This is a genomic window from Paracoccus mangrovi, assembly GCF_042648425.1.
Lineage (GTDB): Bacteria > Pseudomonadota > Alphaproteobacteria > Rhodobacterales > Rhodobacteraceae > Paracoccus > Paracoccus mangrovi.
Genome location: NZ_JBHRXJ010000010.1, coordinates 15907 through 31017, shown reverse-complemented (window position 1 = coordinate 31017; position 15111 = coordinate 15907). Strand labels below are relative to the sequence as shown.

Genomic DNA, 15111 nt, shown 5'->3' with positions numbered 1-15111 from the left:
TCGCTTTCAGGAAATGAAGGAATGACCATGACAATTTTGACGGGAGATTTCGCCTTGGACGTCACGATCGCCGGGCTGCCAGCCGGCATCGAGACCAAGGCGCGCAATCGGCCCGAAGCAGATGCGGAGCCGGCGGCTGTGGGGGGCGGGGATGACGGCGATCTGAAATTGTATCTGCGCCATGTCGAGGGCGGCGAGACGATTCGCTCGCTGGCGCGCGAAGTGGGGTGTCACCCTTCGACCATCCTGCGGCGCATCCGCCGTTTCGAGGCCCGGCGCGACGATCCGCTGGTCGATCGCGCCATCGAACGCGCCGCCAGCGCTGAAACCGCCGGCAAGCCGCAGCCCGCGCCGGGGAATGGCGGCTCGAAACAGATCGCGCGGGTGTTGCGCCGGCTGGCCGAACCCGGGGCGCAGATGGTCGTGGCCGAAGGCATGGACAAGGCCATCGTCGTGCGGGACGACATCCGCACCGCGATCCTGGATCGCGAGCTGGCCGAACATATGGCGATCCGTTCGCTGGTGCAGCTGGTCGGGCAGGGGCGCGTCAGCCGCTATCAGATTTCGGCCCAGGGGCGCGAGGCGCTGCGCCGGATGCTGGCGTCGCGGCGCGGCAATGCCATCCCCCGGACCGAGGATTTCGCCGGCGCGGCCCCGGTGGCCGAGCCCGCGCTTCAGGGCTGTGCCGAGGATGCCGCGGCCTTTACCCATGCCGACCAGCATCGCCAATGGGAAGAACGCGACATCACCGATCCCGAGGATGGCCGACGCCGCCGGGCCCGGGTCAATATCGCCGAAAGCCCGCTTCTGATGCTGGCCCGGCGGCGTGAGGCGGGGGGGACGCCGTTTCTGACCCCGGATATGGTCAGTGCTGGCGAGCGCCTGCGCGAGGATTTCGAACTGGCGCAGATGGGCCAGCGCGTCACCCAGAACTGGGACCGGTTTCTGACCGCCGGCATCGACGCGTCGCGCGTGGCCCATGGCCATGGCGGCGGATCCGAGGGCGCGCGCAACCGCGTCGCCGCCGCCCTGCGCGAACTTGGGCCGGGCATGGGCGATCTGGTGCTGCGGGTGTGCTGCTTTCTCGAAGGGATCGAGATGACCGAGCGGCGGCTGGGCTGGTCGGCGCGTTCGGGCAAGATCGTGCTGCGGCTGGCGCTGATGCGGCTGGAACGCCATTACCGCGAAACCTATGGTTCGGGCGCGCCGATGATCGGTTGAAACCGGGGCGCGGAACCGGGCTGGCCGCATCCGGGATGCGGATCGAAAAAAGGGCGCCGCATGGCGCCCTTTCGTCTTTGGGGTGCGCGGTCTATGCGGCGGATTTGACCGGGTTTTCACGCAGCCAGTCCAGCACCGCCTCGGGCGAGCTGGCGCCATAGGGGTCTTCGGGGCAATCGTCGCTGCGGCCCGGTTCTTCCAGCCAGGTTTCGACCACGCCATCATTGACGATGGCGGCATAGCGCCAGCTGCGGGCGCCAAAGCCAAGATTGTCCTTGCGCACCAGCATGCCGACTTTTTCGGTGAACTCGCCCGAGCCGTCGGGGATGACCTGGACGTTTTCCAGATCCTGCGATCTGGCCCATTGGTTCATCACGAAACTGTCGTTGACCGACATGCAATAGATCGCGTCGATGCCCAGATCGGCCATCTCGGCCGCCGATTTCTCGAAACCCGGCAGCTGATAGGTCGAGCAGGTCGGGGTGAAGGCGCCCGGCAACGAGAACAGCACCACCCGCTTGCCCTTGAAGTAATCGCCGGTGGTGACGGGCTGCCAGCGATAGGGGTTGGGGCCGGCGACGGATTCGTCGCGCACGCGGGTCTGGAAGGTTACTTCGGGAAGCAGATCGCCTTGTTTCATTTCTTGATCCTTATCGTCATCCACCCCTCCCTTTTGCCGATGCTGCGCTGCGGCATCGGCCGCGACCAATTGCACCGTTCCAATGGCGTTGATCAAGCCCGGAAAAATACCTAAATTGCGCGGACACAAGCAAAGGATGCCGATATGGCGGATCAGCCCCCGGTTCTGCGCCACCCCGAAAAGGCCCATCGCCCCGATCAGTCCCAGCCCAAGAAGCCGTCCTGGATCCGGGTCAAGGCGCCGACATCGGAAGGGTACAAGCAGACCCGCGATATCATGCGCGAAAACCGGCTTTCGACCGTCTGCGAAGAGGCCGGCTGTCCCAATGTCGGCGAATGCTGGAGCCAGGGCCACGCCACCATGATGATCATGGGGGAAATCTGTACGCGCGGCTGTTCCTTCTGCAACGTCATCACCGGTAAGCCCGACGCGCTGGATGTGTTCGAGCCGGGCCGGGTCGCCCATGCGGTCCAGAAGCTGGGCCTGAAACATGTCGTCATCACCTCGGTCGACCGTGACGATCTGGACGATGGCGGGGCCGAGCATTTCGCCCAGACCATTCGCGCGATCCGCCATCGCAGCCCCGATTCGACCATTGAGGTGCTGACCCCGGACTTTCTGAAATCCAGACCCGGTTCGCTTGAGGCGGTGGTCGAGGCGCGGCCCGACGTCTTTAACCACAATCTGGAAACCGTGCCCGGACTTTACCCGACCGTGCGTCCCGGCGCGCGCTATTTCCATTCGCTGCGCCTGTTGCAAAAGGTCAAGGAACTGGACCCCAGCATGTTCACCAAATCGGGGATCATGGTCGGTCTGGGCGAGGACCGGCAGGGCGTCTTGCAGGTCATGGACGACATGCGCGCGGCCGATATCGATTTCATGACCATTGGCCAATATCTGCAACCCAGCCCCAAGCACCACCGCGTCGACCGATTCGTCACCCCCGAGGAATTCAAGGGCTATGAAAAATCGGCCTATGGCAAAGGGTTCCTGATGGTTTCGGCCACGCCGCTGACGCGGTCCAGCTATCACGCGGGCGACGATTTCGCCCAGTTGCGTGCGGCGCGGATGCAGAAACTGGGCCTTGCCTGAGGCGCGCTTGCGCGGCCGCCGGGGCGGCGCGCAAGATCGTCGCATCGGGTGACGGCAGGGCCTTGCCGTCGCCCGCATTCCCCGCTATCCCATCCCCGTCAGCCCGAGTGGCGGAATGGTAGACGCAGCGGATTCAAAATCCGCCGCCGCAAGGCATGTCGGTTCGAGTCCGACCTCGGGTACCACCGCAAAATGAAGAATGCAGGATCGCCGCTTAGGCGGTCGTCCCGGCGTTTTGACGCGCCATCGGGCTGTGTCATGCACCGATGATGCGGCCTCAAGGCGCTGTCGGCGCGTGCGGGATGGGACACGATTTACCCGCAGGCGGACAGCTGCGGCTGCATATATACCGTGGAACCGGAACGAATGCGGGGTCGGGGACGGTGCGCGTCCCCGACCCCGACACTTATGCGATCAATGCAGGTTCAGCTTTTCGGCAAAAGTGCCGCGATACAGCCGCGACAGTTCGGCCAGATCGCCGGCATCCGCGCCCAGTTGCACCGCCATGCCGCCAAAGGCGCCGACCTGCTGCGCGGGAATATCGGCCGTCTTTGCCGCCGCCAGCAGGGCTTGCGCGCCCGCTGCATCGCAGGCGACCAGATAGCGGGCCTGATCCTCGCCGAAAAGCTGGGCGATGTCGCCGCTGTCCAGGTGCAGGCCGATGCCGGCCGCGTCGGCCATCTCGAAAGCCGCGAGCGCCAGCCCGCCATCCGAAAGGTCGGTTGCGGCGCGCAGATGGCCGCGATTGGCGCGCAGGAATTCGCCATGCGCGCGCTCGGCCGCCAGATCGACATGCGGGGCGTCGCCGGCCTCGATCCCAAAGGCCTCGGCGGCCAATGCGGACTGGCCCAGATGGCCAAGGGTCGTGCCGATGACGATGGCGATATCGCCATCCTCGGGCAGGCCGGTGATCAGCTCGTCCAGATGGTCGATCAGCCCGACCCCGCCGATGGTCGGTGTGGGCAGGATGCCCTTGCCGTCGGTTTCGTTGTAAAGCGAGACGTTGCCCGACACGATCGGGAAGTCCAGTGCCGCGCAGGCCTCGCCGATGCCTTTGATCGCGCCGACGAACTGGCCCATGATCTCGGGCTTTTCGGGATTGCCGAAATTCAGGTTGTCGGTCGTGGCAAGCGGCCGCGCGCCACAGGCGGTCAGGTTGCGGTAAGCCTCGGCCACGGCCTGCTTTCCGCCCTCATAGGGGTTGGCACGGACATAGCGGGGGGTGACGTCGCTGGTAAAGGCCAGCGCCTTGTCGGTGCCGTGGACGCGCACGACGCCGGCGCCAAGGCCGGGGCGGCGGATGGTGTCGGCGCCGACCTGCGTGTCATATTGTTCCCAGACCCAGCTTTTATGCGCATGCGACGGGCTGCCGATCAGCGCCTTCAGCGCCGCGATGGGCGTGATCGCGGGCAAAGCGGGCATCGCCGCCGCCGCCGGGGTTTCGATCCACGGACGGTCATATTCCGGCGCGCTGGACGACAGTTTCGACAGCGGCAGATCGGCCTTGACCTCATTGCCATGGATGATCAGGAAACGGTCCTCGGCGATGGTTTCGCCGACGATGGCGAAATCCAGATCCCATTTTTCAAAGATCGCCCGGGCCTCTGCCTCTTTTTCGGGCTTGAGGACCATCAGCATCCGTTCCTGGGATTCCGACAGCATCATCTCATAGGCGGTCATGTGGGTTTCGCGCTGCGGCACATGGTCCAGCACAAGCCGGATCCCGAGCCCGCCCTTGTCGCCCATTTCCACCGCCGAACAGGTCAGCCCCGCCGCGCCCATGTCCTGGATCGAGATGACGCTGTCGGTCTTCATCAGCTCAAGACAGGCTTCCAGCAGGCATTTTTCGGTAAAGGGGTCGCCGACCTGAACGGTGGGGCGCTTTTCCTCGATGGTGTCGTCGAATTCCGCCGATGCCATGGTCGCGCCGCCGACGCCGTCGCGGCCGGTCTTGGCGCCCAGATAGACGACGGGCATGCCGACGCCCGAGGCGGCCGAGTAAAAGATCTTGTCGGCATCGGCCAGACCCGCCGCAAAGGCGTTCACAAGACAGTTGCCGTCATAGCTGCGGTGAAAGCGCACCTCGCCGCCGATATTCGGCACGCCGAAGGCATTGCCGTAAGCGCCGATGCCTTCGACCACGCCCTTGACCAGATGGGTGGTCTTGGGATGTTCGGGGCGGCCAAAGCTGAGCGCATTCATCGCGGCGATGGGGCGCGCGCCCATGGTAAAGACATCGCGCAGGATGCCGCCGACGCCGGTCGCCGCGCCCTGATGCGGCTCGATATAGCTGGGGTGGTTGTGGCTTTCCATCTTGAAGACCACGGCCTGACCGTCGCCGATATCGACGACGCCCGCATTCTCGCCCGGGCCGCAGATCACCTGCGGGCCGGTGGTCGGCAGGGTGCGCAGCCATTTCTTCGAGGATTTATACGAGCAATGCTCGTTCCACATGGCGGAAAAGATGCCGAGCTCGGTAAAGGTCGGCGTGCGGCCGATGATCTCAAGAATGCGCTGATATTCGTCGGGCTTGAGGCCATGCGCGGCAATCAGGTCCTCGGTGATCTGCGGTTCGGTCATGCTGGCCCCTTTCCCCGGTATTTGCGGCCTTTTAAGCGGCGGCGCGGGGTTAGGAAAGGGGCCGCGCGACCTTGAGGCCCGGTTGGGTGATCAATCCTTGATCATTCCCCCGCGCGGGGGCGAAAAAAAAGCCGGGCACAAGGCCCGGCCCAAGTCCAACAGGGAGGTTGAAGTTGATGAGAGTTTCCTCAGATCATCCCCTTCACCGCCCCAGATATGTGCAGTTTTCAAACGGTTCAAGGCAGATCCTTGCCTTCTGGGGCATGGCGGCTATGCGCTGAGCGAATGGCTTGCCGAACTCACCCGCGGGCGGGGGCGGACAGGTGGGCGTCCGCCCCGACCGGGGTCGATGGATGTGGCGTGAATGCCCCGGGCCGCGCGGCTATTTTCCGTTGGCTTCGTCCTCGGCGGCCTCGTCTTCGGCCTGCTGTTTGCGGATCGACTGGATTTCCTCAAGCACGAAGTCGCGAAAGGCGGTGACCCGGCGCGAGGTGCGCAGCTCTTCGGGAAAGGCCAGAAAGACCGGAACCTCGCCCGACTGAACCTCGGGGAGGACCCGCACCATGTCGGGAAAGTCCGAAATCAGGTAATCGGGCAGGATGCCGATGCCGACATGGTTATGCACCGCCTGCATGACGCCGAAATAGTTGTTCACCATCAGGGTCGAGACCGGGTTCAGCGCCAGCAGCATCTGCGCCAGCACCGCGCCGGAACTGACCTGCGGGGTTTCGGGGTTCTGACAGATCAGGCGGTGGCCGGCCATGTCCTCGATCTTTTCGGGGGTGCCGGCGGCCGCAAGATATTGGGGCGTCGCATAAAGACGCATGCGAATATTGAGCAACCGCCGCCGGATCAGATCCTGCTGGCTGGGTTCCTTCATGCGGATGGCGACGTCCGCCTCGCGCATGGGCAGGTCAAGGACGCGCTCTTCTAGGATCAGATTGATCTTCAGATCCGGGTAACGGTCGTAAAGCTTGGCCAGACGCGGCACCAGCCACATGGTCCCGAAACCGGTGGCGGTGGTGACCTTAAGCTCGCCAAAGACGTTTTCCTCGCTGTCGCGGATGCGGGCGGCGGTGGTGTCGAGCTTGCGCACCATGGATGAGGTGGCATCGAAGAGAAGTTCGCCCTGTTCGGTCAGAATCAGACCACGGGCGTGGCGGTGAAAAAGCGTCGTGCCCAACGAATCCTCCAGCGCCCGAATCTGGCGGCTGACGGCGGATTGCGACAGGTGCAGCACGTCACCCGCATGGGTGAGGCTGCCCGCGTCGGCGACGGCGTGAAATATTCTTAGTTTATCCCAGTCCATAACATTGCTTTCTTGCGGCATCTGCCATGCAATCAGCGCAACCCTTATCACAGCGGTCGCGGCAAACAAATCGGTAAAAACCCCCATAAAACCCTTTATAAGTCATAATTACTGACCTATAATGGAGGAAACAGCCATCAAGCTTGGGAGGGCCAGATGAGCGTCCAGGACTTTTCTCTTGCCGACCGTTTCGATCTGTCAAAACGCCATTTGCTTTTGAACGGCACACAGGCGCTGGTGCGGCTGATGCTGATGCAGGCGGCGCGCGACAGGGCGGCGGGGCTGAACACGGCGGGCTTTGTGACCGGCTATCGCGGATCGCCCCTGGGTGGGGTCGATCTTCAGATGATGAAGTCGAAAAAGGAACTGACGGCGGCCCATGTCCTGTTTCAGCCGGGCCTGAACGAGGATCTGGCCGCGACCTCGATCTGGGGCACGCAACAGGCGGAGCTGCGCGGCGAGGGGAAATATGACGGCGTTTTCGCGCTGTGGTATGGCAAGGGGCCGGGGGTCGACCGCACCGGCGACGTGATGCGCCACGCGAATATGGCCGGCTCGTCGCGCCATGGCGGCGTGGTCATGGCCATGGGCGACGACCATACCGGCGAAAGTTCGACCGTGCTGCACCAATCCGATTGGGCGATGGTCGATGCCTATATCCCGGTCCTGTCGCCGGCCGGCGTGCAGGAAATTCTGGATTTCGGGCTTTACGGTTTCGCGCTGTCGCGTTTCGCGGGCGTCTGGACCGGCCTCAAGACAATGAAGGACACGGTCGAGGCGACCAGCGTCGTCGATGGCGATCCCGCGCGGCTGAAATTCGTGCTGCCCGATTTCATCATGCCCGAGGGCGGGCTGAACATCCGTCTGCGCGATACGCCCGTCGCGCAAGAGGCGCGGATGATCGACTATAAGCGTTTCGCCGCCGAGGCATTTGCCCGCGCGAACCGCATCGACCGCATGGTCTGGGGCAAGCCGGGGGCGCGCATCGGCTTTGTTGCCGCCGGCAAGAACTGGCTGGATCTGGTCCATGCCATGGCGCTTTTGGGCATCGACGAGGCCGAGGCCGACCGGCTGGGCATCTCCACCTACAAGGTCGGGCAGACATGGCCCATGGACATGAAGTCTTTCCAGGAATGGTCTGAAAGTCTTGATGTTGTTGTCGTCGTCGAGGAAAAGCGCAAGCTGATCGAGGTGCAGGTCAAAGAGGCGATATTCGACAATCGCCACGGCCGCCGCGTGCTGGGCTGGAAACATGACCGCACCGGCGAAGAGCTGTTTCCGACCCGCTATGCGCTGGATCCGGTGGTCATTGCCCAGAAGCTGGGCGGCATCCTGATCGAAGAGGGGCGCGGGACCGAGGGGATCAAGGCCGGCCTCGAGCGTCTGACCGAGGTGCGCCGCAATGACAATGCACCCGAGATTGCCGCCAGAACCCCTTGGTTTTGTTCTGGTTGCCCGCATAACACATCGACGCGCCTGCCCGAGGGCGCGCGCGCCTATGCCGGGATCGGATGTCACTATATGGTTCAGTGGATGGGCCGCGACACCGAGGGTTTCACCCATATGGGCGGTGAAGGCGTGAACTGGGTCGGCGAGGCCCCGTTCAGCAAAAGAAATCATGTATTCCAGAATCTTGGTGACGGAACCTATAATCATTCCGGGTCCTTGGCGATCCGGGCCGCGATGGCGGCGGGCACCAATATCACCTATAAGATCCTGTTCAATGACGCCGTCGCCATGACGGGCGGCCAGCCCAATGAGGGCGGGCTGACCGCGCCCCAGATCGTGCGCGAATTGCAGGCCATGGGCGTCAAGCCGGTGATCGCCGTCTATGACGAGAAAGAGGAAATCGACCGCGCCCAGTTCCCGTCCGACCTGCGCTTCGAGGAACGCGCCTCGATGCTGGCGGTGCAAAAGGAACTCGAGGACGTCTCTGGCGTCAGCGCCATCGTCTATATCCAGACCTGCGCCGCCGAGAAACGCCGCCGTCGCAAGCGCGGCAAATTCCCCGACCCGGATCGCCGCGTCTGGATCAACCCCGAGGTCTGTGAGGGGTGCGGCGATTGCGGGGTACAGTCGAACTGTGTCTCGATCGTGCCCAAGGACACCGAACTGGGCCGCAAGCGCGCCATCGATCAGTCCAGCTGCAACAAGGATTACAGCTGCGTCAAAGGCTTTTGCCCGAGCTTCGTCTCGGTCCGGGGGGCCAAGCTGCGCCGGCCCAAGGCGGCGGCGCTGGACCTGCCCGAGATGCCGGCGCCCGCGCTGCCCGCCATTCAGGGCACGCATAACGTCGTCATCACCGGCGTCGGCGGCACGGGTGTCGTGACCATCGGCGCGGTGCTGGCGCAGGCCGCCCATATCGACGGCAAGGGCGCCGGCATGATGGAAATGGCGGGGTTGGCCCAGAAGGGCGGCGCGGTCCATATCCACCTGCGCCTTGCCAATGCCCCCGAAGATATCAGCGCCATCCGCGTCGCCGTGGGTGAGGCGGATTGCATCATCGGTGGCGATCTGGTGGTCACCGGCGGCGCCAAGACCATCGGGCTGATGACCAAGGGGCGCACCGGCGCGGTGGTCAATGACCATGAGATCGTGACCGGCGATTTCACCCGCAACCGCGATTTCCAGATCCCCGCCGACCGGCTGCGGCTGTCGCTTGAGGCGCGGCTGAATGAAAAGGTGGCGTTCTTTGATGCCTCGACGCTGGCGCTGCGGCTGTTGGGCGACTCGATCTATTCCAACATGCTGGTTCTGGGCGCGGCCTGGCAGCAGGGTCTGTTGCCGCTGACCGAGGCCGCGATCCTGAAGGCGATCGAACTTAATGGCGCGAAGGTTGCCGAAAATCAGCGCGCATTCCAGATCGGCCGCTGGGCCATGCTGCATGCGGATGCCGCGGCCGAGGTGATCCGGGGGCCGGTCGCCGACGACCAGCCCGTCGATCCGGTCGACGACCGCGCCGCGCGTCTGGTCGAATATCAGGATCAGGCGCTGGCCGACCGCTTTCGTGCGCTGGTGGCGCAGGCGCCGGCCGATCTGCGCGACAGCGTCGCAAAGGGCTATTACAAGCTTTTGGCCTATAAGGACGAATATGAGGTCGCGCGCCTGCATCTGAGCACCGCGCGACAGGTGGCCGAAGAGTTCGAGGATGGCGCCGCGCTGTCCTTTCATCTGGCGCCGCCGATCCTGCCGGGGCGTGACCCGGACGGGCGTCCGCGCAAGCGCGAATTCGGCGCCTGGGTCTTGCCGGTCTTTCGTCTGCTGGCGCGGATGAAGGGGCTGCGGGGCAGCGGGCTCGATCCCTTTGGCTGGCTGCCCGAGCGTCGGGCCGAGCGCGCCGCCATCGCGGAATACGAGGCCGATCTGCGCGACCTGTTGCCGCAGGTCACGCCCGCGACCTTGCCGCTGATCCGCGAACTGGCAGAACTGCCTTTGTCGGTGCGCGGCTATGGCATGGTCAAGGATGCGTCGGCGGAACAGGCGGCCGAACGGCGGCGCTGGCTTCTGGATGCGATCCGCAAGGGCGGCGCCCCGATGGCGCAGGCGGCCGAATAGGGGCGCGCGCGTCTGACATAAGTCATGGTGTTCGCGCGCGACGCGCCCTAAATATGGGGCGCGTCGCGAGCAGGAGGCAAGTCATGGCGGTGGGTGTGTTCGATTCCGGGTTGGGCGGGTTGACGGTGCTTGGCGCCATTTCTCGCCGTCTGCCCGATCTGCCGGTGGTCTATCTGGGGGATAACAAGCACACCCCTTATGGCGTGCGCGATGCCGACGATATTTTCAATCTGACCTGCGCGGGTGTCGAACGGCTTTGGGCCGAGGGCTGCGATCTGGTGATCCTGGCCTGCAACACCGCCTCGGCGGCCGCGCTCAAGCGGATGCAGGAAACCTGGCTTCCTGCCGACAAGCGCGTGCTGGGGGTGTTCGTGCCGATGATCGAGGCGCTGACCGAACGCCGCTGGGGCGACAACTCGCCCCCGCGCGAGGTCGCGGTCAAGCATGTGGCGTTGTTTGCGACCCCCGCGACCGTGGCCAGCCGCGCCTTTCAGCGCGAGCTGGCCTTTCGCGCCATTGGCGTCGATGTCGAGGCGCAGCCCTGTGGCGGCGTCGTCGATGCCATCGAGCAGGGCGATGAAATCCTGGCCGAGGCGCTGGTGACCAGTCATGTCGAGGCGCTTTTGCGCCGGATGCCGCATCCCGAGGCCGCGATCCTTGGCTGTACGCATTACCCGCTTGTGCAGGAGGCGTTTCAAAAGGCGCTGGGGTCGAAAGTCGCGGTCTATTCGCAACCGCAACTGGTTGCCGACAGTCTGGACGACTATCTAGCACGTCATCCCGAAATGCTGGGCGCGGGCACCGTTTCGCGCTTTCTGACCACCGGCGATCCGGTGCGCGTCTCTGGCAAGGCCACGCAGTTCCTGCGCCAGCCGATAAAGTTCGAATCCGCCTGAGGAAAGGGGATAAGAAACATGAAATCACTCAAGAAAAAGCGCCGTATACAGGTTCTGATCGCGGCGGCCGTCGCGCTGGTGCTGGCTGCCGGACTGATCGGTTATGGCTTCCGGGACGGGATCAACCTTTACCGTTCGCCCAGCCAGATGGGCGAGAACCCGCCCGAAAGCGGCGAGGTGTTCCGTCTTGGCGGTCTGGTCGAGGCCGGAACGCTGGTGCGCGGGGCAAGCGAGACCGTGACTTTCAGCGTCACCGATGGCGGCGCGTCGATTCCGGTGCGTTTCACCGGCGTGCTGCCCGATCTTTTCGAAGAGGGGCAAGGCATGATCGGCACCGGCGCCATGGAGGGCGATACCTTTGTCGCCAGCGAGATCCTGGCCAAGCATGATGAAAACTACATGCCGCGCGAGGTCATCGACTCGCTCAAGGAGCAGGGGGTCTATGAAGAGCCGAATTCCTGAGCCGGGCTTTGCCCTTGCGACATGGATATTTGAGTGAAGAAGAAAGAGGGGTCGCGCGCGGCGGCGCAACGCGCGACGGGTTAACAAAGGGTTAACCAAACATCGCCAGCCTGTGAGCCATTTCACAGTGGGGGCTGGGATGAAAACAGTGGAACAGATCGCGACCGAAATCGTCGCGCGTGAGGGGGGCTATGTCAACGACCCCGACGATCCGGGCGGCGCCACGAATTTCGGGGTGACGCTGGCGACCTTGCAGCGTCTGGGCATCGACAAGACCGGCGACGGGCGTGTCGATATCCGCGATGTCCGGGCACTGACCCGCGCCGATGCCGAGCGCATTTTCGTCACGCATTACTTTCGCAAGCCTCGGCTGGCGGAGCTGCCGGCCTCGGTGCAGGCTTCGGTCTTTGACATGTATGTCAATGCCGGCGCCAATGCGGTCAAGATCCTGCAACAGCTGGTGACGCGGATGGGGTTTGCCGCCACCGCCGACGGCATGATCGGGCCGCGCACCATTCTGGCGGCGCGACAGGCGGATGCGGCGGCGCAGGGCTATCTGGCGGATGCTTACGGCATTGCCCGGCGCAATTATTACTATGCGCTGGCGGATGGGCGCCCGGCCAGCCGGAAATATGCGCGCAGCCAGTCCGGCGGCAAGGGCGGCTGGATCACCCGCGCCGAGGAATTCATTTCGGCCAAGTATCACCTGACGGCGGCGGAACATCGGGCGAGGGTTGCGGCATGGGGTTGATGGATCGTTTTCTGGGCGCCGGCAGTGCCGTGACCAGCGTGGCCAATGCCGCAACCGGCGTGGCCGAGGTGTTTCGCGAGAACACCACCCGCCGGATGGAGCTGGACGAAGAGGCCTATGCCCGCGCCATGGCCCAGCTTTCGGGCGAATTCGCCGCCGCGCCGCGCGGCTGGTTCGACGGGATGATGAACGGGCTGAACCGCTTGCCGCGCCCGGTGATGACGCTGGGGACGGTGGGCTTGTTCGTCTATGCCATGATCGAGCCCGAGGGGTTCGGCCTGAGGATGGAGAACCTGAACCTTGTCCCCGAGCCGCTTTGGTGGCTGCTGGGGGCGGTGATCAGCTTTTATTTCGGCGCGCGCGAGGCCCATTATTTCCGCAGCCGTCCGGTGATCCGGGCCGCGCCAAGGGCGCAATCCGCCGCCACAACGCCGATCGCGACGCCGATCGCGACCTTGGCGCCCGAGGCCGCGCCCGTATCCGCCACCAATGCCGATCCCTTTGCCGATAACGCGGCCTTGCGCGATTGGGCGGCGGCCAACGCCGCAAGATAGCGCGGCTGTGACAATATGGCTGGCACGGGGGGCTGGTTTGCCACCCGTGCCGGCGCTATTCTTCCGGCCAGCCACCCGGAGGAAGCCCATGAATGCCGAAATCGGCCATTTCGCCCTGATTCTTGCCCTTGCGGTGGCGATTTTCCAGATGATCGTCCCGATGATCGGCGCTCAAAAGGGCTGGAGCGGCTGGATCGATTCCGCCCGGCCGGCGGCGCTGGCGCAATTCGGCCTGATCGGCATTTCCTTTGCCGCCTTGACCATGGCCTTTGTCAGTTCGGATTTCTCGGTCAAGCTGGTCTATGAGAATTCGCATACCGCCAAGCCGTTGCTCTATAAGATTTCCGGGGTCTGGGGCAATCATGAAGGCTCAATGCTGCTTTGGGTGCTGATCCTGTCGCTTTTCGGGGCGGCGGCGGCGAGCTTTGACGCCAATCTGCCGCCCAGCCTGCGGGCGCGGGTGCTGTCGGTGCAGGCGGCCATCGGCGCGGCGTTTTTGGCCTTTATCCTGTTCACCTCGAACCCGTTCGTGCGGTTGGACAGCCCGCCTTTTGACGGGCGCGACCTCAACCCGCTGTTGCAGGATCCGGGTTTGGCCTTTCACCCGCCATTCCTCTATCTGGGCTATGTCGGGCTTTCGATGGCCTTCAGCTTTGCTGTCGCCGCCCTGATCGAGGGGCGCGTGGACGCGGCATGGGCGCGCTGGGTCCGGCCCTGGACGCTTGCGGCCTGGATGTTTCTGACCATCGGCATCGCGCTGGGATCGTGGTGGGCCTATTACGAGCTGGGCTGGGGCGGGTTCTGGTTCTGGGACCCGGTGGAAAACGCAAGCTTCATGCCCTGGCTTCTGGCGGCGGCGCTTTTGCATTCGGCCATCGTCGTCGAAAAGCGCGAGGTGCTGAAAAGCTGGACGATCCTTCTGGCGATTCTGGCATTCGGCTTTTCGCTCATCGGCACCTTTATCGTGCGTTCGGGCGTCATCACCTCGGTCCACAGCTTTGCCAGCGATCCCGAGCGGGGGATTTTCATCCTGGCGATCCTGGCATTTTTCGTGGGCGGCGCCCTGTTGCTGTTTTCGGTCCGGGCGGGGGTGATGCAGGCCAAGGGCGTCTTTGCGCCCGTCTCGCGCGAAGGGGCATTGGTGCTGAACAATATCCTGTTGGCGGTGTCGGCATTCGTGGTCTTTATCGGCACGGTCTGGCCGCTGGTTGCCGAAATGGCATGGGACCGCAAGCTTTCCGTGGGCGCGCCCTTTTTTGAAAAGGCGTTCACGCCCTTCATGGTGGCGCTGGCGCTGATCCTGCCGATCGGGGCGATCCTGCCGTGGAAGCGGGGCAAGCTGATGCGTGCGCTGCATCCGTTGCGCGGCGCGCTGATCTTTGCGGCGGCGGTCATGCTTTTGGTCTTTGCCGTGTCGACCGGGCATTCCGCGCTTGCGGTGATCGGGGCGGGGCTGGGCAGCTGGCTGATCGCGGGGGCTGTGGCCGAGCTGTGGCTGCGCACCGGCAGCTCGGGCTGGTCGCGGCTCGGCCGCCTGCCGCGTGCCGATTGGGGCAAGGCGCTGGCCCATGCCGGGCTGGGCGTGACCTTTATCGGCGTCAGCCTGTTGATGGCGTGGCAGGTCGAGGATATCCGCACCGTCCGCATCGGCGACACCTTTGCCGTGGCGGGCTATGACATCACGCTGGACGCGGTCGAGGAACTGCCCGGCCCCAACTATAGCGCGGTGACCGCGACCATGCGCGTCAACCGCGACGGCCGCCAGATCGCCCTGTTGCATCCCGAAAAGCGCGTCTATGCCGTGCAGGTCATGCCCACGACCGAGGCCGCGATCCAGAACGGTCTGTTTCGCGATCTCTATCTGGTGATCGGCGATCAGCAACAGGATGGCGGCTGGGCGGTGCGCACATATATCAAGCCCTTTGCCAGCTGGATCTGGCTGGGCAGCGCGCTGATGGCGATTGGCGGGCTGGTCAGCCTGTCGGACCGGCGCTATCGCGTCGCGGCCGGCGCGCGGCGCCACTCCGCAGCCCCCCAGCCCGCGGAGTAGG

The 15111-nt window shown here is 64.4% G+C and carries 11 protein-coding genes and 1 tRNA gene; 9 read left to right on the top strand and 3 right to left on the bottom strand.

What is annotated here, in order from left to right:
* Positions 1-21: 21 nt before the first annotated feature.
* Complete coding sequence (locus ACFOMH_RS13535; RefSeq protein WP_377745070.1) at positions 22-1221, top strand: DUF6456 domain-containing protein; 1200 nt, start codon at positions 22-24, stop codon at positions 1219-1221.
* Between the two features lie 91 nt (positions 1222-1312).
* On the opposite strand, the gene ACFOMH_RS13530 is transcribed toward ACFOMH_RS13535, so the two are convergent.
* Positions 1313-1861, bottom strand: a complete 549-nt coding sequence (locus ACFOMH_RS13530) for a peroxiredoxin (RefSeq protein WP_377745068.1) — start codon at positions 1859-1861, stop codon at positions 1313-1315.
* Positions 1862-2005: 144 nt separating this feature from the next.
* On the opposite strand from ACFOMH_RS13530, the gene lipA reads away from it, so the two are divergent.
* Both lipA and ACFOMH_RS13520 read left to right on the top strand, forming a co-directional pair.
* Complete coding sequence (gene lipA, locus ACFOMH_RS13525) at positions 2006-2953, top strand: lipoyl synthase (RefSeq protein WP_377745066.1); 948 nt, start codon at positions 2006-2008, stop codon at positions 2951-2953.
* A gap of 101 nt (positions 2954-3054) precedes the next feature.
* Positions 3055-3138: transfer RNA gene (locus tag ACFOMH_RS13520), tRNA-Leu, on the top strand.
* A gap of 229 nt (positions 3139-3367) precedes the next feature.
* Here the strand turns inward: ACFOMH_RS13520 and purL are convergent.
* Together purL and ACFOMH_RS13510 are read right to left on the bottom strand one after the other, a co-directional pair.
* Complete coding sequence (gene purL / locus ACFOMH_RS13515; protein WP_377745065.1) at positions 3368-5533, bottom strand: phosphoribosylformylglycinamidine synthase subunit PurL; 2166 nt, start codon at positions 5531-5533, stop codon at positions 3368-3370.
* Positions 5534-5915: 382 nt separating this feature from the next.
* Positions 5916-6842, bottom strand: a complete 927-nt coding sequence (locus ACFOMH_RS13510) for a LysR family transcriptional regulator (protein ID WP_374421988.1) — start codon at positions 6840-6842, stop codon at positions 5916-5918.
* Positions 6843-6998: 156 nt separating this feature from the next.
* Here ACFOMH_RS13510 and ACFOMH_RS13505 point away from each other — a divergent pair, with 156 nt between their 5' ends.
* The 6 genes from ACFOMH_RS13505 (at position 6999) to ACFOMH_RS13480 (ending at position 15110) form a co-directional block, all read left to right on the top strand.
* Complete coding sequence (locus tag ACFOMH_RS13505) at positions 6999-10397, top strand: indolepyruvate ferredoxin oxidoreductase family protein (protein ID WP_377745063.1); 3399 nt, start codon at positions 6999-7001, stop codon at positions 10395-10397.
* Positions 10398-10480: 83 nt separating this feature from the next.
* Positions 10481-11293, top strand: coding sequence for a glutamate racemase (locus ACFOMH_RS13500; RefSeq protein ID WP_374421992.1), 813 nt, complete (start codon positions 10481-10483; stop codon positions 11291-11293).
* Positions 11294-11311: 18 nt separating this feature from the next.
* Positions 11312-11755 (top strand): cytochrome c maturation protein CcmE, encoded by a 444-nt coding sequence (gene ccmE / locus ACFOMH_RS13495; RefSeq protein ID WP_377745061.1) that lies wholly within the window; start codon positions 11312-11314, stop codon positions 11753-11755.
* A 139-nt stretch (positions 11756-11894) separates the two neighbouring features.
* A complete protein-coding gene (locus ACFOMH_RS13490) occupies positions 11895-12506 on the top strand; it encodes a holin-associated N-acetylmuramidase (RefSeq protein WP_377745059.1) in 612 nt (203 codons plus the stop codon).
* Positions 12497-13060, top strand: coding sequence for a holin family protein (locus ACFOMH_RS13485; RefSeq protein WP_377745057.1), 564 nt, complete (start codon positions 12497-12499; stop codon positions 13058-13060). The genes ACFOMH_RS13490 and ACFOMH_RS13485 overlap by 10 nt, the downstream gene beginning before the upstream one ends.
* A gap of 88 nt (positions 13061-13148) precedes the next feature.
* Entirely contained in the window at positions 13149-15110 is a 1962-nt protein-coding gene (locus ACFOMH_RS13480) for a heme lyase CcmF/NrfE family subunit (RefSeq protein ID WP_377745055.1), read from the top strand.
* Position 15111 lies beyond the last annotated feature (1 nt).